At 62.7% G+C, this 17,672-nt stretch carries 17 protein-coding genes; 9 read left to right on the plus strand and 8 right to left on the minus strand.

The features are described from left to right. The first annotated feature begins 94 nt into the window (after positions 1–94). Together treS and H7687_RS01555 are read left to right on the plus strand one after the other, a co-directional pair. Positions 95–3,454, plus strand: coding sequence for a maltose alpha-D-glucosyltransferase (gene treS, locus H7687_RS01550; RefSeq protein WP_183344370.1), 3,360 nt, complete (start codon positions 95–97; stop codon positions 3,452–3,454). Further along, positions 3,451–3,909 carry a CHRD domain-containing protein gene (locus tag H7687_RS01555; RefSeq protein WP_183344372.1) on the plus strand — a complete coding sequence of 153 codons (459 nt, stop codon included), beginning with the start codon at positions 3,451–3,453 and terminating at the stop codon, positions 3,907–3,909. Before treS ends, H7687_RS01555 begins: the two co-directional genes overlap by 4 nt. Before the next feature lie 165 nt (positions 3,910–4,074). On the opposite strand, the gene H7687_RS01560 is transcribed toward H7687_RS01555, so the two are convergent. The 5 genes from H7687_RS01560 to ku form a co-directional block, all read right to left on the minus strand. Beyond that, positions 4,075–5,037 (minus strand): YihY/virulence factor BrkB family protein, encoded by a 963-nt coding sequence (locus tag H7687_RS01560; protein ID WP_183344374.1) that lies wholly within the window; start codon positions 5,035–5,037, stop codon positions 4,075–4,077. Between the two features lie 180 nt (positions 5,038–5,217). Further along, positions 5,218–6,291 (minus strand): SDR family NAD(P)-dependent oxidoreductase, encoded by a 1,074-nt coding sequence (locus tag H7687_RS01565; RefSeq protein WP_198424600.1) that lies wholly within the window; start codon positions 6,289–6,291, stop codon positions 5,218–5,220. A 97-nt stretch (positions 6,292–6,388) separates the two neighbouring features. After that, positions 6,389–7,609, minus strand: coding sequence for a zinc-dependent alcohol dehydrogenase (locus H7687_RS01570; protein WP_183344376.1), 1,221 nt, complete (start codon positions 7,607–7,609; stop codon positions 6,389–6,391). Positions 7,610–7,648: 39 nt separating this feature from the next. Beyond that, positions 7,649–8,377 (minus strand): SRPBCC family protein, encoded by a 729-nt coding sequence (locus H7687_RS01575; protein ID WP_183344378.1) that lies wholly within the window; start codon positions 8,375–8,377, stop codon positions 7,649–7,651. 271 nt (positions 8,378–8,648) lie between these two features. Then, entirely contained in the window at positions 8,649–9,425 is a 777-nt protein-coding gene (ku, locus tag H7687_RS01580; RefSeq protein WP_183344380.1) for a non-homologous end joining protein Ku, read from the minus strand. Positions 9,426–9,877: 452 nt separating this feature from the next. On the opposite strand from ku, the gene H7687_RS01585 reads away from it, so the two are divergent. The 6 genes from H7687_RS01585 (at position 9,878) to H7687_RS01610 (ending at position 13,932) form a co-directional block, all read left to right on the plus strand. Continuing rightward, on the plus strand, positions 9,878–11,503 hold the full coding sequence (locus H7687_RS01585; RefSeq protein ID WP_183344382.1) for an AsmA family protein: 1,626 nt from the start codon (positions 9,878–9,880) through the stop codon (positions 11,501–11,503). 39 nt (positions 11,504–11,542) lie between these two features. Continuing rightward, positions 11,543–11,695: a DUF3309 family protein gene (locus H7687_RS01590; RefSeq protein ID WP_183344385.1), complete on the plus strand. Its 153-nt coding sequence runs from the start codon at positions 11,543–11,545 to the stop codon at positions 11,693–11,695. A 29-nt stretch (positions 11,696–11,724) separates the two neighbouring features. Further along, complete coding sequence (locus H7687_RS01595; RefSeq protein WP_129124983.1) at positions 11,725–11,910, plus strand: DUF6496 domain-containing protein; 186 nt, start codon at positions 11,725–11,727, stop codon at positions 11,908–11,910. A gap of 43 nt (positions 11,911–11,953) precedes the next feature. Next, the gene (locus tag H7687_RS01600; protein WP_183344387.1) at positions 11,954–12,517 is read left to right on the plus strand and encodes a quinol:electron acceptor oxidoreductase subunit ActD; all 564 of its coding nucleotides are present in this window, start codon (positions 11,954–11,956) and stop codon (positions 12,515–12,517) included. Positions 12,518–12,617: 100 nt separating this feature from the next. Continuing rightward, entirely contained in the window at positions 12,618–13,130 is a 513-nt protein-coding gene (locus H7687_RS01605; RefSeq protein WP_183344389.1) for a hemerythrin domain-containing protein, read from the plus strand. A gap of 418 nt (positions 13,131–13,548) precedes the next feature. Then, positions 13,549–13,932 carry a response regulator gene (locus H7687_RS01610; protein ID WP_183344401.1) on the plus strand — a complete coding sequence of 128 codons (384 nt, stop codon included), beginning with the start codon at positions 13,549–13,551 and terminating at the stop codon, positions 13,930–13,932. 18 nt (positions 13,933–13,950) lie between these two features. Here H7687_RS01610 and H7687_RS01615 read toward each other — a convergent pair whose 3' ends face one another. From H7687_RS01615 to H7687_RS01625, 3 genes are all read right to left on the minus strand, one after another. Then, positions 13,951–14,802, minus strand: coding sequence for an HDOD domain-containing protein (locus tag H7687_RS01615; protein WP_183344403.1), 852 nt, complete (start codon positions 14,800–14,802; stop codon positions 13,951–13,953). A 38-nt stretch (positions 14,803–14,840) separates the two neighbouring features. Further along, on the minus strand, positions 14,841–16,733 hold the full coding sequence (locus H7687_RS01620; protein WP_183344404.1) for a GspE/PulE family protein: 1,893 nt from the start codon (positions 16,731–16,733) through the stop codon (positions 14,841–14,843). 116 nt (positions 16,734–16,849) lie between these two features. Then, positions 16,850–17,041 (minus strand): twin-arginine translocase TatA/TatE family subunit, encoded by a 192-nt coding sequence (locus H7687_RS01625; protein WP_015718486.1) that lies wholly within the window; start codon positions 17,039–17,041, stop codon positions 16,850–16,852. 173 nt (positions 17,042–17,214) lie between these two features. On the opposite strand from H7687_RS01625, the gene H7687_RS01630 reads away from it, so the two are divergent. Beyond that, the gene (locus H7687_RS01630) at positions 17,215–17,661 is read left to right on the plus strand and encodes a response regulator (protein ID WP_183344406.1); all 447 of its coding nucleotides are present in this window, start codon (positions 17,215–17,217) and stop codon (positions 17,659–17,661) included. Positions 17,662–17,672 lie beyond the last annotated feature (11 nt).

Consider the following 17,672-nt stretch of genomic DNA (forward strand, 5'->3'; position numbering starts at 1 on the left):
GATGGCAGGCCCTGGCAACGTCCCCCACCCCCTGACCCCCTCCCGCAAGGGGAGGGGGACAAGGACCGACCAGCAAGCAACTTGGGGTGACCACATGCCATTTCGCAACGAGAAGAACCCGCTCTGGTTCAAGGACGCCGTCATCTACGAGGTGCACATCAGGAGCTTCTGCGACTCCAACGGGGACGGCATCGGCGATTTCCGCGGCCTCTTGCAGAAGCTCCCGTACCTGCGCGACCTGGGCATCACCGCGGTCTGGGTGCTCCCCTTCTACCCCTCGCCGCTCAGGGACGACGGCTACGACATCGCCGACTACCGCAGCGTCCACCCGGACTACGGCACGCTGCGCGACTTCCAGGAGTTCCTCAAGGGGGCGCACGCCCTCGGCATGCGGGTCATCACCGAACTGGTGCTGAACCACACCTCGGACCAGCACCCCTGGTTCCAGAAATCCCGCAACGCCAGGCCCGGCTCCCCCTGGCGCGACTTCTACGTCTGGAGCGACACCCCGGACAAGTACCTGGACGCGCGCATCATCTTCAAGGACTTCGAGGTCTCCAACTGGACCCGCGACCCGGTCGCCAAGAGCTACTACTGGCACCGCTTCTACTCGCACCAGCCCGACCTGAACTACGACAACCCGCGGGTGCACGAGGCGATGTTCCGGGTCATCGACTTCTGGCTCGGCATGGGCGTGGACGGCCTGAGGCTGGACGCGGTCCCCTACCTGTACGAGCGTGAAGGGACCAACTGCGAGAACCTCCCGGAAACCTACGAATTCCTGAAGAAGCTGCGCTCCTACATCGACGCCAAGTACCCCGACAAGATGCTGCTCGCCGAGGCCAACCAGTGGCCCGAGGATGCCGCCTCCTATTTCGGCGGCGGCGCCGCCTGCCAGATGGCGTTCCACTTCCCGCTCATGCCCCGCATGTTCATGGCGCTGCAGATGGAGGACTCCTTCCCCATCATCAACATCATGCAGCAGACCCCGACCATCCCCCCGCACTGCCAGTGGGCCATGTTCCTGAGAAACCACGACGAGCTGACCCTGGAGATGGTGACCGACGAGGAGCGGGACTACATGTACCGCATCTACGCCCGGGACCCGCGGGCCCGCATCAACCTGGGCATCCGGCGCCGGCTGGCGCCGCTCATGGGTGACGACCGGCGCAAGATCGAGCTGATGAACGTGCTCCTGTTCACCATGCCGGGCACCCCCATCATCTACTACGGCGACGAGATCGGCATGGGGGACAACTACTACCTGGGCGACAGAAACGGCGTGCGCACCCCGATGCAGTGGAGCCCGGACCGCAACGCCGGGTTCTCGCCCGCCAACCCGCAGAAGCTCTATCTTCCGGCCATCATCGATCCGGAGTATCACTACGAGGCGCGCAACGTCGAGAACCAGGCCAAGAACCCCTCCTCCCTGCTCTGGTGGATGAAGCGCATGATCGACCTGAGGAAGCGCTTTCGGGCCTTCGGCTGGGGCACGCTGGAGTTCATCACACTGGACAACCCCAAGGTGCTCGCCATGCTGCGCCAGTACGAGGACCAGACCATCCTGGTGCTGATCAACCTCTCCCGGGCCACCCAGTTCGTGCAGGTGAACCAGCCCCGCTTCGTGGGGTTCTACCCCGAGGAGATGTTCAGCCGCAACCGCTTCCCGGCCATCAAGGACTCCGCCTACGGCGTGATCATGGGGCCGTACGACTACCACCTGCTTCTTCTGACCGACGGCCGCGAGATGACCAAGCCGCGCGAAGAGGGGGTACTGGAGGAGATCGCGGTGACCGGTGGTTGGGAGAACGTGCTCAAGGCGGCCGGGCTGCGCCAGCTGGAGCAATCGGTGCTGCCGGACTATCTCCGGAAGTCGCGCTGGTTCCAGGGCAAGAGCCGCATCATGGTGCGCTTCTCGGTGCTGGACCGGCTCCCGGTCCCCATCGACAGCTCTTCCGTCATCATCACCTTCCTGGAGGTGACCTACAGCGAAGGGGCCGCCGAGGTGTATCTGCTGCCGCTGCATTATCTCCCCATGGATGGCGGAGGCGAAGCGCTGCTGGGCGACGCGCCGGAGGCGGTGATCTGCCTGCTTAAGGTCGGCGACCGCCCGGGGGTGCTCTACGACGGGCTGCACAACTCCCACTTGCGCTGGGTCCTCTTCGAGCTGATCTGGCGTCGCAAGACGCTGCGCGGCGACAGCGGCAGGCTGTGGGGGCGTCCCGCTTCCGGCATGGCCGCGCTCATGGAAGAAAAGCAGCCTCCCTTCCCCTCGCAGGTAGCGAAATCGGAGCAGAGCAACAGCTCGGTGCTGTTCGATAAGAGTTTCTTCTTCAAGATGTACCGGCGCATGGAGGAAGGGGACCATCCCGAGGTGGAGATCGGGACCTTCCTGGACCGGGTCCGCTTCCAGCACGTGGCACCCCTGGCGGGCGCGCTGGAGTACCGGCGCAGCAACGGCGAGAGCTTTGCCCTGGGGCTTTTGCAGGGGTTCGTCCCCAACCAGGGGGACGCCTGGACCTTCACCCTGGGTGAGGTCGGCCAGTTCGTGGACCGGGTCCTCGCCCAGCGCGAGGAGGCCAGGAAGTCGAAGCTGGAGCCGCATCCCGGCAACGAGTCCAGCGGTTACACCCCGGCTCTCCTGGAGTCGATCCAGGGGGTCTATCCGGAGATGGTGGCCCTGATCGGCAGGAGGACGGCCGAATTTCACCTGGCGCTCTCCTCCCGAACTGACGATCCCGCTTTCGCCCCGGAGCCGTTTGCGCTCCTGTACCAACGCTCGGTGTACCAGTCCATGCGCAGCCGCTGCAAGAAGGTCTTCGACCTTTTGCGCAAGAACATGGCGCGCATCCCGCAGCATATCGCCGGCGATGCGGAGGGGCTGCTCGCCATGGAGAACGACGTGCTGGCGGTGTTCCAGAAGTTCATGGTGCGCAAGTTCGGCGCCATGAAGACCCGCGTCCACGGCGATTACCATCTGGGCCAACTGCTCTACACCGGCGACAACTTCCTCATCATCGACCTCGAAGGGGAGCCGGTCAAATCGCTCAGCGAGCGCAGGATCAAGCAGTCGCCGCTGCGGGACGTGGCGGGGATGATGCGTTCCTTCCACTACGCGGCGCATGCGGTGATCATGCAGCGCACCCAGGTCCGCGACGAGGATATCGCCTACCTGCTCCCCTGGGTGCAGGCCTGGTACCGCTACAGCGCGTCGGTGTTCCTTGAGGCCTACAAGGAGGGGGTGGCGGGAGCCCGCTTCATGCCGACGGCGCCGGACGAGATCGAAATCATGCTGCAGACCTTCATGCTGGACAAGGCGATCTACGAACTGGGCTACGAGCTCAACAACCGTCCGGAGTGGGTATCGATCCCGCTCTCCGGCATTCTCGACCTGCTGGCCGTGGGGCAGGGTCCCGCCAGGCCGGAGGGCGCTGAAAAGGGGAAAACGTCATGAGGAAATGGCAGATGTCGATGGTGGTGATGGCAGTGCTGGCAGCCCTGCCGGCGGGGGCGGAGCAGCGGATCTTCAGGGCGCAGCTTTCCGGGAAGCAGGAGGTGCCGGCCGTGAAGACACCGGCGCGCGGCGATCTGAAGATGATCTACAGGGATGGCGAGATGAGTTACGAGCTCAACGTGAGCAGGATAACCAGTCCGGTTGCGGCCCATATCCACCACGGCAAGCCGGGGCAGAACGGTCCCCCGCTGGTGGGGCTGTTCGGCGGACCGGTGAAGATGGGCAAGTTCAAGGGGATCCTTTCTGAAGGACTCATCACCAACGAGAACCTGATTGGAGAACTGGAGGGGAAAGCGGTGGAGGACCTGCTGCGTATTATCGATGCCGGCGAGGCCTACGTGGACGTGCCGACGGTGACCTACCCCATGGGCGAGATCCGGGGGCAAATCAAGTAAGGGCGTCCCCTCCCCCGGAGGGGGAGGGACAGGGAGGGGGATCACCCGCTGCCACAGCCTCCCCCCTCCCAGCCTCCCCCCTCCGGGGGGAGGGGCTTTTGCAGCCAGGCACACATCACGTTGCTTCACACCTTAGTAGCAACTTCTTCTCCCTCAGTTTTACCGCTACGACCTTGCCGCCTCTTCCTTCGCCTTCTGCTGCGATTCCCCTTTGGAATGGGTGCCGCGCTCCGCGGCATGTTCCCCTTCCACCTTTTCACCCGGCTCCTTTCCTTCCTCCGAACTGTGTTCGATCACCGCGTTGATGACGGCACCCGCCAGGATGATCAGCCCGCTCAGGTACAGCCACAAAAGGAGCACGATGACCGCCCCGATGCTGCCGTAGGTCTTGTCGTAGGAGCCGAAGTTGTTGATGTAGTAGGAGAAGCCGAAGGACATCACCACCCAGCACGGGATGGCCACCACGGCGCCCGGGCTGATCCATTTCCATTCGTGCTCCACGTCGGGCGTGAAGTAGTAGATGACGGCGACGGCGAGGACCAGGAGGAAGAGGGTTACGGGGATCAGGCCGATCACGAAGCCGACCTTGAAGGCGACGCCGAAGTTGATCAGCCCGGCGATGAAGTTGGCGATCTTCACTCCGAACATGAGCAGGACCATGGCACACAAAATCAGCAGGGAAAGCCCCACCACCAGCCCTATCGCGGTCAGGCGCACCTTCCAGAACGGGCGCCCCTCCTTGACGTCGTAGAGGTTGTTCATGGCGTCCATCACCGAAACGATGGCGTTCGATGAAGCCCACAGTGCCAGCAGGATGCCGACCGACAGCAGCCCCTGCTTCTTGTTCATGAACAGCGCCCGGATGTTGCTCTCGATCAGGGCGAACGCTTCCGAGGGCAGAAACTTGGCCGCGTTGGCCAGCATGTAGTCCATCAGGTGCGGGATGGGGAGGTATCCGATCAGGGTGGTGAGAAAGAGCAGGAACGGGAACGAGGCGAACAGGAAGTAGTAGGCCATGGCGGCGGCATGTTCGGGGCAGTCCTCGTCGCTGAACTTGCGGTAGACCTTCTTGGCCAGCTCCATGTAGCTGGCGTCACCCAGTTTGAAGTAGCTGCGCAGTGAGAACATGGTCGACTCCTTTTCAGTTTGAAAGGCTTAGCAGTTCACTGCAGTGCCGCTCCTCCCCCCGGAGGGGGGAGGTCGGGAGGGGGGAAGGCCGTGACAGCCGGTGATACCCCTCCCTGTCCCTCCCCCTCCGGGGGAGGGGACGAAAGGGCTGCGGCACTTAAGGTTCGCCGGACGGCGGGCTTATTGTCTCCTGCGGTAGGCAGCTGCCACGTAACCGGAATCAGCCGGCTGCTCGTTGTTCGCCTCGATGGCGCGGTCGCTGGGACGGGTAAGCAGGGACGGGGCCAGCCTCGAGCGGCTGTCCCAGCCGGGGTGCTGCTCATTGTCGGCGGCAGCCGCAGGCGCGGGGAGCATCCGTGCCGCCACCCCGGTGGCGAAGGAGGTGACCTCGGGGAGCAGGGCGTTGGCGGCGTGCAGCAGGCGCGCCGGCCAATTGATGATCAGCCTGGCCTGGCCGTAGCGGCAGGCCTCGATGATCTTGCGCGCGGCGGCCGGCGCCGCTGTCGAGAGTGCGGGGTTGGCGCCCGATATCGCGAACCAGGCGAACTCCTTTTTGTGCTGCCCCTTGAAATTGGCGTTGATATGGGAGCCGGTGCGCATCAGCCCCGGGGCTACCGTGGTGACGTAGATGCCATCCTTGGCGAGCTCGGCTCGGAAGCCGTCGGAGAGGCCGGTAAGAGCGAACTTGCCCATGGTGTAGGCCAAAAGGTGCGGCACCGCCACCAGTCCGCCTATCGAGGAGACGTTGACGATGCGCCCGCTTTTGCGCCGCTGCATGTGCGGGGCCACGGCGCGCATCATGTGGTAAGGGCCCCAGGCGTGCACGTCCATCGACTCCTGGAAATCCTTCAACTCCAGGTTCTCGAAAGGGGCCACCTGGATCACGCCGGCAACGTTGATCAGGACGTCGATCCTGCCGCGCAGCTCGATCGTCGCGGCCACCGCCTCCTCGACCTGCTGGCGCACCCCCACGTCGCAGGGGAAGGTGATCACGTCGCCGCCGGAGCGCGCCAGTTCGGCGCGGGCCCGTTCCAGTTCGTCAGGCCTGCGCGCCAAGAGCACCAGCCGCGCGCCTTCCTTCACCAGTTGCCGGGCGATCTCCAGGCCGAGCCCGCGCGACCCTCCCACGATCACGACGGTTTTGCCGAGAAAGTCGATGCGGCGCGCTTTGCGGCGCAGGCTCCAGAGAAAGAAAGCGGCCCCGGCGCCTAACATGGCCAGGGCCAGCGTATTGCGTCGATCGTCAGATTTCATGGACGCTCCTTGTTGGCTCTTCGTGCCCCCCCCTCCCGTCAAGGGAGGGGGGGGCAACCGAAGCTTTGCCGGACACTCGCGCGACCGGGGTTGCGGCTCAGACGGCGCTCGCCTGTTTGGAGCCCAGTGTGGCTGCGGCTCCCTGTGCCTGAGGGTTCAACACGATTTTGATGCAGGAATCCTGCTTGTTCAGGAAGGTCTTGTAGGCGCCGGGCGCCTGTTCGAGCGGCAGCCGGTGTGTGATGATCGAGGAGGGGTTCAACTGCTGCTCCTCAACCAGTTTGAGCAGGTGCGGCAGGTATTTGTGCACGTGGGCCTGCCCCGCGTGTACCGTGAGCCCCTTGGCGAAGATGGCGCCCATGGGGAACTTGTCGACGAAGCCGCTGTAGACCCCGACGATGGAGAGGGTCCCCCCCTTGCGGCAGGCCTTGGTCAGCTGGCGCAGCGCGGAGGCCCGGTCGCTTTCCAGCCTGAGGGTCTGTTTCACGGAATCGTAGAACCCTTCGATGCCGGTTCCGACCGCTTCCAGCCCCACCGCGTCGATGCAGGAGTCCGGGCCGCGCCCGCCGGTCATATTCTGCAGCGCCTCGGCGACGTCCACCTCCTCGTAGTTGAGCACCTCGGCCCGGCACTGGGAGTGGGCCATCTGCAGCCGGTCGGGGAAGCGGTCGATGCCGATGACCCGCTCGGCCCCAAGGTGTCGCGCCGACATCATCGCCATGAGCCCTACCGGACCGCAGCCCCATACGGCGACGGTATTGCCGGGGTTGATGTTGCAGTTGTCGGCGGCCTGGTACCCGGTCGGGCAGATGTCGGTGAGGAGCACCACCTGCTCGTAGGGGATGCCGTCGGGGATCTTCTCCAGCCCGACGTCCGCGAAGGGAACCCGGACGTATTCCGCCTGGCCGCCGGAGAAGCCGCCGTACATGTGCGAATAGCCGAAGATGCCGCCGCCGGTGTCGCCGTAGAGGTGCTCCAGCATCCAGGAGTTGGGGTTGGAGTTGTCGCACAGCGACCAGAGCTCGTGTTTGCAGTACCAGCAGACGCCGCAGGAGATCGGGAAGGGGACGATGACCCGGTCCCCGACATGGAAGCGGGAGACGCCGCTTCCCACCTCGACGATCTCGCCGACGAACTCGTGCCCCATGATGTCCCCTTTCTTCATGGTGGGGACGTAGCCGTTATACAGGTGCAGGTCGGAGCCGCAGATGCAGGTGAGCCCGACCTTGACGATGACATCCCCCTTGCTGACGATCTGCGGGTCCGCTACCTCGTCCACCCGCACGTCGTGCTTGCCGTGCCAGCATACCGCCCTCATATACCCTCCTTGTCCGCCGCGTGCCGGGCGGGATAGCCTTTATTCGACCGTGCGCCGTGCCGTCGTTTCCTCTCCCACCTCCAGGATCTGCTTGAGCCTTTTCAGGTCTTCCTCGAGCTGCTGCGCGTTGATCCCCTGGGCGAGCTTGGCCGCCACCTTCCCCGCGCCACCGCCGGGAGGGTAGTAGTCGATGCTCACCTTAACCTCGGTCCCCCGGTGTCCCGGCGCCTCCTTGAACTCCACGCTTCCCTTGTTGGGCACGTCGGCCTCCCCCACGGAATGCCAGCTGATCTGCTGGCCCGGCACGTCCTCCATCATCTCGGCGTCCCATTCGGCGCTGATGCCGCCCGGGCCGACCGCTTTCCAATGCGAGGTGCGCGCGCCGGTCACCTGAACCGACTCCAGGTGTCTCATGAAGCGAGGCAGGTTCTCGAGGTTGCGCCAGAATTCGTAGACATCCTGTGGCGGCAGTCCGATAGTAACCGCCTTGGTTATGGTCAGGGCAGAATTGTGCGTGTGCACGGTGTCGACCCCCATTGCGTCGTAGATGCCGCAGTGCCCGGTTTGACCCCGGTACAGGAACATTCCTCCCGCAATCATCATGGCCAAGCCCGAGGCGTAGTTCCTCTTGCTGATGCACCTGAGCCCCGATACCGCCAGGGCGGCGCCGCCGACGACGGACGCCTTCCGCTCGGCGGGACCCACGTTTACCCGCTTCTCCCTTCGCCATTCTCTGGACTGGCCGCGTTCGGTTTCACTCGGTTCCATGCCTGATCCTCCCTTGGAAGCTGTTGCCGCTCGTTCTTATTAAGGTTCCGGTTTTTGAATTAGAAGAAGCTAACATAACGAGGCGGGAATGCAACGGGCGGTGGGGGAAATATGGGAGTGATGGGAATAATGGGAGCGATGGGAAGTATGGGAGTGATGGGAATAATGGGACTGCGAACTTGATACGGTGACGACGGTGGCGGGCCCCCTCCCCCGGAGGGGGAGGGCCGGGGCGGGGGAGGGTATGTCGGCGACAGTGCGACGGTGCGGGTCACGCTGCCTCTTTGCGCTTTTGCTTCAGGCTCTCTTTCAAAAGGGCCATCATGTCGGCGACCTTGGGCGGCGGCGCTGCCTTGGCCGGGGCGGGCTGGCGACCCTGCGCCTTCTCTTCGATCACCCTTTTCAGGTCGTCGATGTACTGGTCCTTGTACTTGGCCGGGTCGAACTTCACGGTCAGCTGGTCGATCAGGGAGAGCGCCAGGCTGACCTCCTGCTCCCGCACCTGCTCGTTGCCCGGGAGCTTCAGGTCGGAGGCGTCACGCACCTCTGCGGCGTACCGGATCTGGTTCAAAACCAGCAGGTCGTCCAGCGGACGGACGATGCCGAGGCTGCCGCGGTTTCTCAGCACGTAGTAGGCGACCCCCACCTTGCCCGAGCGCTTCAACGCCTCCCTGAGCAGCGCATACGCCTTGGGTCCGCTCTTGTCCGGCTCCAGGTAGTACGGCTTCTCGAAGTAACGGGTGTCGATCTCCTTCTCGTCGATGAAGTCCACGATGTCGATCAGGTGCGTCTTTTCCAGACTCGCGTTCTCGAAATCCTGGTCGGTCAGCACGATGTACTCACCGTCACTGTACTCATAGCCCTTGACGATCTCCTCGTAGGGGACTTCCTTGTTGTCGGTCTTGCAAACCCGCAGGTACTTGATCGGGCAGAGGTCGTTCTTGCGCAGCATGTCCAGATCGAGCGAGTTGCTCTGCGAGCCGCTGTAAAGTTTCACCGGGATGTTCACCAAGCCGAAGCTTATCGAACCCGACCACATCGCTCTCATCGTTAACCTCCTCGGTCGCAGACCTTTCGTTGCCGACTTATTCAGGCACAGCTCGCATTTTACCATTATTGCCGGAGTGCGACCAACCACATCCAGATGTAGCGCCGGCCCCGCCGGGCGTTGGCCCACATGCAACCTTACTCATTCTCCTGACTAGCGATGATCTTCCGCCACGATGCCCATCCCCCCTCTCCCTCCGGGAGAGGGCTGGGGTGAGGGCGCTGCAATAGGCAATGATCCCGCTTCGTGGCACCTCCCTCACCCGCCCTTCGGGCACCCTCTCCCAGAGGGAGAGGGCATTAGCGGAAGATTGTAGCTAATCAGGCTCTTTTTTGCGGTGGCGGTCGGGCTTAAAGCGGCTGTCGTGATTGACAAAGCAGGCGCAACGCATACATTTATTAGCGTGTTTTCATCTTGTATTAGGCCTTCACCCGTAACCTCTGGAGATCGTTATGGTTGAACCGAGCGAACCGGCGTTGCGTGGCACCGACCGCGGGGTAAGGGTCCCCAAGGTGCTGCTCTGGATCGTGGGGATCGTGGTCTCCCTGGTGCTGATCGTCTTCATCGCCAGCTTCTTCATCGACGAGCCGCTGCGGCGCACCACGGAACGGCGCATGAACCAGAGCCTCAAGGGGTACAAGGTACGGCTCCCCAAGCTGCACTTCAGCCTGATCGGCCTTTCCATCACCCTGAAAGGATTGACCATCTCCCAGGAGGCGCACCCCCAGCCGCCGGTGGCCGAGTTCCCCTACCTCAGGGCGAGCGTGCAGTGGCGCGAGATCCTGTCCGGCAAGCTGGTCGGCGACATGCGGGTGGACGGGCCCAAGGTCCACGTCAACCTGCTGCAACTCAAAGCCGAGGCGGCCAGCAAGGTCCCCATGAAACAAAAGGGATGGCAACAGGCCTTCGAGGCAATTTACCCTCTGAAGATCAACCTCTTGAAGATCACCGACGGCAGCCTCACCTACATCGACCAGGACCCCAAGCGGCCGCTGAAACTCTCCGGCCTGAGCCTGACCGCCAACAACATCCGCAACATACATCTGCCCGACAAGGTGTACCCGTCCGACTTCCGCCTGGAGACCGACATCTTCGGCAGCGGGCACGGCACCGTGGAAGGGAGGGCGAACTTTCTGGCGGAACCGACGCCCGCAGTGAAGGCCGCCATCGAACTGGCCAAGGTCCCCATCGCCTACTTCGCGCCTATGGCCGCCCGCTCCAACGTCAGGATCGAGGGGGGCGTCCTGAGTGCGAGCGGCAACGTGGAGTACGGCCGCAAGGTGCAAACGGTCCGGCTCAAAAAGCTCAGCATCCACGGCGTGAAGCTCGACTACATCCATACCGTGCAGACGGCGCGCGCTGAAGCGAGAAGGGCGGAGAAGGTGAAGGAGGCGGCCAAGGAGGTCAGCAACAAGCCCGACCTCATCCTCACCATCGAGCACTTCAGCCTGACCGAGTCCAACGTCGGCTTCATCAACACCTACGGGGGCAGAAAAGTCCGCCTGTTCCTGTCGGACGCCAACCTCTACCTGGACAACTTCTCCAACCAGTTTTCCAAGGGACCGGCCAAGGCGAGGCTCTCCGGCAGATTCATGGGGAGCGGCGCCACCCAGGCCACCGCCACCTTCCGTCCCGAAGACAAGGGGCCGGACCTCGACCTGTACCTGAAAATCGACAACACCCAGTTGGTTTCGCTGAACGACCTGTTGCGCAGCTACGGCAACTTCGACGTCACCGCCGGCACCTTTTCGCTGGTGACGGAGCTGCACGTGAAGAACAACAGGGTGGACGGCTACATCAAGCCCTTCTTCAAGGACATGAAGGTCTATGACCGGCGCCAGGACAAGAACAAGGGGTTCTTCCACAGGGTGTACGAGATGCTGGTCGGGGGGGTAGCGAAACTGCTGGAAAACAAGCCCCGTGACCAGGTGGCCACCAAGGCGGACATTTCCGGCCCGCTGAAGAATCCCAAGACCAGCACCTGGCAGGTCGTGGTGGAACTGATCAAAAACGCATTCATCAAGGCGATCCTGCCCACCTTCGAGAGGAACGTCGACGCACTGGGGAAACGCAAGTGATGCAACCGCAGCAGATTTCCAGGGGAAAAGGAGGAAGTCATGAGGTTGATACTGCTTATCATCGTGATCTTGCTGCTCATCGGTTCACTCCCAACTTGGCCTTACAGCGCCGGGTGGGGATACTACCCAAGCGGCGGCTTGGGACTGGTCCTGCTCATCCTGCTGATCCTGGTACTCCTGGGACGCATCTAGCAGCGTGAAGGGACGGGGAGGAAAGCGTGATGGCCAAGTACGGGAAGAAGGCGCAGGAAACGGTGCACGAGGTGATGGACAAGTTCAAGAAAGGGGAACTGAAGAGCGGTGGCAGCGGCAAGAAGGTCACCGACCGCAAACAGGCCGTAGCCATCGGTCTTTCGGAGGCGCGCGAGAAGGGAGCCAAGGTGCCTGAGCCTCCGAAGAAGAAATAAGCGGGCACCGCAATCATGCAGTACCAGGAAAAGGAGGCCAGACATGGCAAAGAACACGGCAGTTTTCGGCATCTACCGCAGCCGCGACAGCGTTGAACAGGCAGTCGATTCGCTGCGCGCGGCGGACTTCCGTAACACCGACATCTCGGTCCTGTTCTCCGAGAACGTCGGCACCAAGGACTTCGCCCACGAGAAACACACCAAGGTCCCGGAAGGCTCGACGGCGGGCGCAGGGACCGGCGCGGTGATCGGCGGGGCACTGGGGTGGCTCTCCGGCATCGGTGCCCTGGCCATCCCCGGGGTCGGCCCCTTCATCGCAGCAGGGCCGATCGTCGCGGCGCTGGCCGGTGTGGGCGCTGGCGGGGTCATCGGCGGCGTCGCCGGGGCGCTCATCGGCATGGGCATCCCGGAGTACGAGGCCAAGCGCTATGAAGGCCGCGTCAAGGAAGGGGGCATCCTCCTTTCGGTGCACTGCGACAACGCGGACTGGAAAAAGCGCGCCATCGAGATCCTGAAGCAGACCGGCGCGACCGACATCGGGGCCGAGGGCGAGTCCAAGGCGGACTTCGCCAGCTCCGACAAACCCAAGCCGAGGGGTATGGCCTAGGAACGAAATGAAAATCTGGAAGTTGCAACGCGGGGGCGAACGTAAGTTCGCCCCTACATGTATCGGCGCCGGGTACTGCGGCGCCTAAAGGAGAAGCCAGATGCCCACGAGCCAGAAGACGAGCGAATCGCACAGCCGTGCGGAGATGACCATCTTCGACGTGCTGAAACAGGACCACGAAAAGGCACGCTACCTTTTCGACAAGGCGGCGAAGGCCGGCAAGAAGGATATCGCCTCCCTGCAGAAGCTCTTCGCCCAACTGGAGGAAGAGCTCGAACTGCACATGGAAGGGGAGGAGCGCTTCTTCTACAGCGTCCTGGAGCAGAACGAGGAGATGCGCGACAAGGTGCTGCAGGCTTTCGAAGAGCACCAGGTGGCGAAGACCATGCTGGGGACCTTCCAGGCCCTGGCGGTGGATGACGAGCGCTGGATGGCCAAGCTCCAGGTGCTCAGCGAGATCGTGGAGCACCACATGCAGGAAGAGGAGAAAGAGATCTTCAAGATGGCCCGCAAAGCCCTCGGCAAGGAGCAGCAGCACGAAATAGCCCTCGCCTTCCAAAGGAGCAAGCGGGAGGGACGCAAGCCCTCACGGGGAGCGCCGGTCGAGGGATAGCATCGACCGCAGCAGATAACAAGGGCGCCGCGCCGGTGTGAACTCACTGGGGCGGCGCCTTTTTTGTATGACTTTCGAAATTTCCTACTTGTGTGTGAGTTAATGTATGATATAAAATTATGCCTAGCTCAGAGGATTCATCCGGCACTGTCACAGTCGAATTCACTGCTCTCAAAAACCTTGGCTCTCTCGTCGCTATGAGTGCTGCAGTTACGGTGAAATCACCGCTTTGACAGTCAGGCATCGTGCCGGAGTTGGAAGTGGGCAAAATGAGCGGGAAGCTGCGCTGCAGCGGAAATAACGATGGTCTTATAAAAATTGATGTTAAAAATGTGCTAATAAAGTACACGGAATAACCGTCGAATCACCGAGGCAGTTGACAGTAAAAGGACCCTGAACCGCAGAAGTGGGAGGCGCTATGCAAGAAGCTGAGATTTTGTTGGTCGAAGATAACAGCAATTGCGAAGAACTCGCCTTGCGGGCCCTGAAAAAAGCGGGCTACGACAAGGTCGCGGTTGCGCGCGACGGGGCTGAGGCGTTGGGGATGCTACTGGGAGAGGGGAACGGCTGGGGTGAGCACCGTGAACCCAACTTCGTACTGCTGGACATGAAGCTGCCCAAGATCGACGGCGTCGGGGTACTGCGGCGGTTGCGCAGCGACGATCGCACCAAGGCCCTCAAGGTGTTCGCACTCTCCTCCTCTGAAGATCCCAAGGACATAGAGCAGTGCAAGAGCCTGGGCGTGCTGGCCGTCCTGCCCAAACCGCTCAATCCGGAGCTGCTCAAGCGGTGGCTGCACTGAAGCTGTGCCGCCGCATGTTTATTCACCTGAAATGGGGACGGCTAGTGCGTCCTCGATGACGATCTCCAGTTCCGCCAGGGCGGTCTCCTTGAGACCCAGCACCTGTGCCTCGCCCGAGGCAAAGAGCAGGACCGACGGATCGCGGTTCAAACCGATGCCCAACTTGCGGCACGCCAGGTTCGCCAGGCGCACCATGGCCAAAAGCACGTTGCCCTGGTCCCAGCGCTCCTGCTGGTGCCCGGCCACGATGTCGCAGTAGACCTGCGGCATCTGCCACTGCACCATGAGCTGGTATCCCTGCTCCACGTGCAGCGTCGCGAGCACCTCCCTCAGCACCGCCTGGCTGGTCACCGCGTTGAAATGCTGCTCGCGGCACACCTCCTCCATGCACTTCAGCAGGAACAGTTTGCCCAGGTCGTGCAGCAGTCCCCCCAAGAAGGCTTCCTGGGCCTGTGCTGCGAATCCCACCTTTTGCGCCAGCCACTTGCTCCCCACCGCACACGAGAAAGAATGCTTCCAGAGCGTCTGCATCACCGCGTTGTAGCGCGTGTCGTTGGAGCGGTACAGGTCCTGCTGCGTGGTGGCCATGGCCAGGTTGGCCACCTCGTTGGCGCCCAGCCTGATGATCGCCTCCCTGATGGTGCTCACCTTGGTGAGCCCGGCGTAGAAGGCGGAGTTGGCCGCCCTGAGGACGCCGGTGGCAATGCCGGGGTCGGCGTTCAGGAGCTGATGCACCTCCTTGATGTCGAAATCGGGGCGGGCCAGCGCCTGTTGCAGCCTGACGGCTACGGCGTGGAAGACCGGGATGCTGAGGCGTCCCTCAGCGAGCCGGGCCTTGATCACCTCAACTATCGAGGCTTGCTGGTTCATGTCAGCTGCTCTCCTTGCCGTGTGCATCGCTGTTTCCCTCAATAGCCCAGGAGGCGCCGCAGTTCCATGAGCGGCCTGGGCGACCCGATGCGGGGGAGGTCGCGCAGCACCTCCTGGAGCGAAATCAGCCCGTTGGCTGCCTTCACCAGGCCGTCCTCGAACAGGGTCACCAGCCCCGAAGTCTCCATGCTCAGCCTGCGGATCTCGGCGGAGGACCTGTTCTGCAGGATCGCCTCCTTCACCGGCTCGTTGAGGATCAACAGCTCGAAGACGGCGCTTCTCCCCTTGAACCCGGTGAAGCGGCAGTTGGTGCAGCCCCGTCCGGCGCGGAAGTTGGCGCCGGCCAGGTCCTTGGCCGACATCCCCATGCGGCCGTACTCAGCCGGTGCGGGAATGTAGGGCTCCGCGCAGTCGTTGCAGACCAGGCGCAGCAGGCGCTGGGCGACGACGCAGACCACGGTGGAGGAGATCAGGAACGACTCGATCTGCATGTTCATCAGGCGCAAAAGGCCGCCGATGCTGTCTTCGGTGTGGAAGGTGGTGAGCACCTTGTGGCCGGTAAGCGCGGCCTGGATGGCGGTCTCGGCGGAGAAGTTGTCGCGGATCTCGCCCAGCACGATCACGTCCGGATCCTGGCGCACCATGTGGCGCAGGGTCTCGTCGAAGGTCACCCCGATCTTCTGGTTGATGGAGCACTGGGCCACCCCCTCGATGACGTACTCCACCGGGTCCTCGGCGGTGATGATGCTGGTGTTGATGTTGTTCAGGTGGCTGACGCAGCCGTAAAGGGTCGAGGTCTTGCCGCTGCCGGTGGGGCCGGTGATGATCATGACGCCGGACGGGGTGTCCAGGGCGTCTTCCATGAACTGCTTGAGCATGCGCGGCGCCATGCCGATCTGCGACACCTCGAGGATGGCCTCCTTCTTGTTCAAAAGGCGCAGCACGATCTTTTCGCCGAAGATGGTGATGTAGACGGAGACGCGCATGTCGAGGTTGAAGCCGTGCAGCCGGCTCTCGTAGATGATGCGCCCGTCCTGGTGGCGCCTCTTCTCGGCGATGTCGGCCTGGGCCATGACCTTGATGCGCGAGGAAAGCTGCGGCGCCAGGTCGAGCGACAGCTCCATGTGCGGCATCATGACCCCGTCGTGGCGCAGCCGTATGCGCAGCCGGTCCCTGAGCGGCTCGATGTGGATGTCGCTGGCCCCCATGGTCATGGCGTCGTCGAAGAGCTTGTTGATCATGCCCACGACGGTGGTCTCGTCGGGCACCACGGCGTCGTCGCCGGCCGTTTTCTGGGCGGCGGCGATGGCGGAGAGGATGGCGGTACGGGTGGCGATCGCCGGCTTCACGTTCCTGCCGAAGATCTTCTCCGCGGAGAGGCGCGAGTACTTCTCCAGCGGGTTGGCGAAGGCGACCAGCGTCGCCCCCTCGTCGTCCACGGCGTACGGGACGAAAAGCTCGTCCCGGAACACCTCGAAGGGGGCCTTGGCGAAGAGCTTGCGGTCCAGCTTGCGGAACTCCAGCTCCGCCATCGGGAAGCCGAGCTGGAAGGAGAGCACCTCGGTCAGCCGGCGCTCCTCGATGAACCCCTTCTCGACGATGATGTCGCCGAGCATCTTGCGCGGGGTGCCCCCCTCCTTCTGCAGGTTGAGCGCCGTGAGCAGCTCGCTCTGCTTCAGGTAGCCGAGCTCGACCAGCAGGTCCCCGATCCGGATGGAGAGGCTGTTCTCGCGCAAGGTACGCACCACGTCCTCGCGCCGGATGTACTCCAGTTCCTGGAGCACGTCGATCAGCGTTTTGGTGGACTGCAACTTCCCGTGCACACGTTGGGCGTAGAGGAGTTGCTGCGTGGTGATGACGCCGGTGGCGACCAGCAGCTCGACGATCTGTCCGGCGCCGTGGGGGGCTGCGTCCTTGTGATGTTTTCTCATGATCTTTCCGCTGTGACTGCCTGTCCTGCCGTTGGCCGCAAAAAAAAAACAAAAGGTCCCCGCAAGCTGCAGCGGGGACCTCGGAAACGACGAGACGCAAAACTAATTAGCTGGAGCTAGCTCCCTTTCTTATCGTCATCAGGGCGGCCGGCTTTAATCTCAATTTCATCCTTGCCGCTGGAAGCCTTCTTGAAGTTCCTGATGCTCTTGCCGAGCGCGCCGCCGATCTCCGGGAGCCGGCCGGCACCGAACACCACGAGCACGATCACGAGGATAATAATGAGCTCCGGCATGCCGAATCCAAACATGTGACCTCCCTTTGTTGAGTTGCGTAAGATGCTGCAGTATCGCACAGGGGCGTCGGAAAAATCAACAGTTCCGATTAAGGTGGGGCTAAGAATAAAATTATTAAAATATTATTGTAAACGCGTTGGAAATTTGTTAACTTTCTCCCTCTATCTCTCTAACAAGGAGGACTCAGATGAACAAGATGATCCTGCTGGTCGAGGACAATCCTGATGACGAGGCTCTGACCCTTAGGGCGATACGCAAGCACATGCCGTACGGCATCGTGGTGGCGCGCGATGGCGCCGAGGCGCTGGACCACCTGTTCGGCACCGGGCGCAACGGCGGCGAGTCGACCCCGACCCCACTGCTGGTTCTGCTCGACCTGAAGCTCCCCAAGGTCAACGGGCTGGAGGTGCTGCGCCGCATGAGGGAGGAGGCGAAGACCCGCTCCATTCCCGTGATCGTGTTCACCTCTTCCACCGAGGAGCAGGATATCCTGGACAGCTACCGTCTGGGCGCCAACAGCTACATCCGCAAGCCGGTGGACTACAGCCAGTTCTGCGAAAACATGAAGCAGGTGATGAACTACTGGCTGAGTGTGAACCAGCTCCCGCCGCACCGGACCTGCGCCGCGGCCTGACGCCCCTGTTG

This window comes from Geomonas paludis, from assembly GCF_014193585.1.
In the GTDB taxonomy this organism is placed as follows: Bacteria; Desulfobacterota; Desulfuromonadia; order Geobacterales; family Geobacteraceae; genus Geomonas; species Geomonas paludis.

Excerpts from the sequence above, each read along its gene's own strand:
- H7687_RS01595 (WP_129124983.1), top strand. The coding sequence starts at position 11,725 with ATGGCCAAGTACGGGAAGAAGGCGCAGGAAACGGTGCACGAGGTGATG.
- H7687_RS01605 (WP_183344389.1), top strand. The coding sequence starts at position 12,618 with ATGCCCACGAGCCAGAAGACGAGCGAATCGCACAGCCGTGCGGAGATG.
- H7687_RS01620 (WP_183344404.1), bottom strand. The coding sequence starts at position 16,733 with ATGAGAAAACATCACAAGGACGCAGCCCCCCACGGCGCCGGACAGATC.
- ku (WP_183344380.1), bottom strand. The coding sequence starts at position 9,425 with ATGAGAGCGATGTGGTCGGGTTCGATAAGCTTCGGCTTGGTGAACATC.
- H7687_RS01560 (WP_183344374.1), bottom strand. The coding sequence starts at position 5,037 with ATGTTCTCACTGCGCAGCTACTTCAAACTGGGTGACGCCAGCTACATG.
- treS (WP_183344370.1), top strand. The coding sequence starts at position 95 with ATGCCATTTCGCAACGAGAAGAACCCGCTCTGGTTCAAGGACGCCGTC.
- H7687_RS01585 (WP_183344382.1), top strand. The coding sequence starts at position 9,878 with ATGGTTGAACCGAGCGAACCGGCGTTGCGTGGCACCGACCGCGGGGTA.
- H7687_RS01625 (WP_015718486.1), bottom strand. The coding sequence starts at position 17,041 with ATGTTTGGATTCGGCATGCCGGAGCTCATTATTATCCTCGTGATCGTG.
- H7687_RS01570 (WP_183344376.1), bottom strand. The coding sequence starts at position 7,609 with ATGAGGGCGGTATGCTGGCACGGCAAGCACGACGTGCGGGTGGACGAG.
- H7687_RS01630 (WP_183344406.1), top strand. The coding sequence starts at position 17,215 with ATGAACAAGATGATCCTGCTGGTCGAGGACAATCCTGATGACGAGGCT.
- H7687_RS01615 (WP_183344403.1), bottom strand. The coding sequence starts at position 14,802 with ATGAACCAGCAAGCCTCGATAGTTGAGGTGATCAAGGCCCGGCTCGCT.
- H7687_RS01555 (WP_183344372.1), top strand. The coding sequence starts at position 3,451 with ATGAGGAAATGGCAGATGTCGATGGTGGTGATGGCAGTGCTGGCAGCC.
- H7687_RS01565 (WP_198424600.1), bottom strand. The coding sequence starts at position 6,291 with ATGAAATCTGACGATCGACGCAATACGCTGGCCCTGGCCATGTTAGGC.
- H7687_RS01575 (WP_183344378.1), bottom strand. The coding sequence starts at position 8,377 with ATGGAACCGAGTGAAACCGAACGCGGCCAGTCCAGAGAATGGCGAAGG.
- H7687_RS01590 (WP_183344385.1), top strand. The coding sequence starts at position 11,543 with ATGAGGTTGATACTGCTTATCATCGTGATCTTGCTGCTCATCGGTTCA.
- H7687_RS01610 (WP_183344401.1), top strand. The coding sequence starts at position 13,549 with ATGCAAGAAGCTGAGATTTTGTTGGTCGAAGATAACAGCAATTGCGAA.
- H7687_RS01600 (WP_183344387.1), top strand. The coding sequence starts at position 11,954 with ATGGCAAAGAACACGGCAGTTTTCGGCATCTACCGCAGCCGCGACAGC.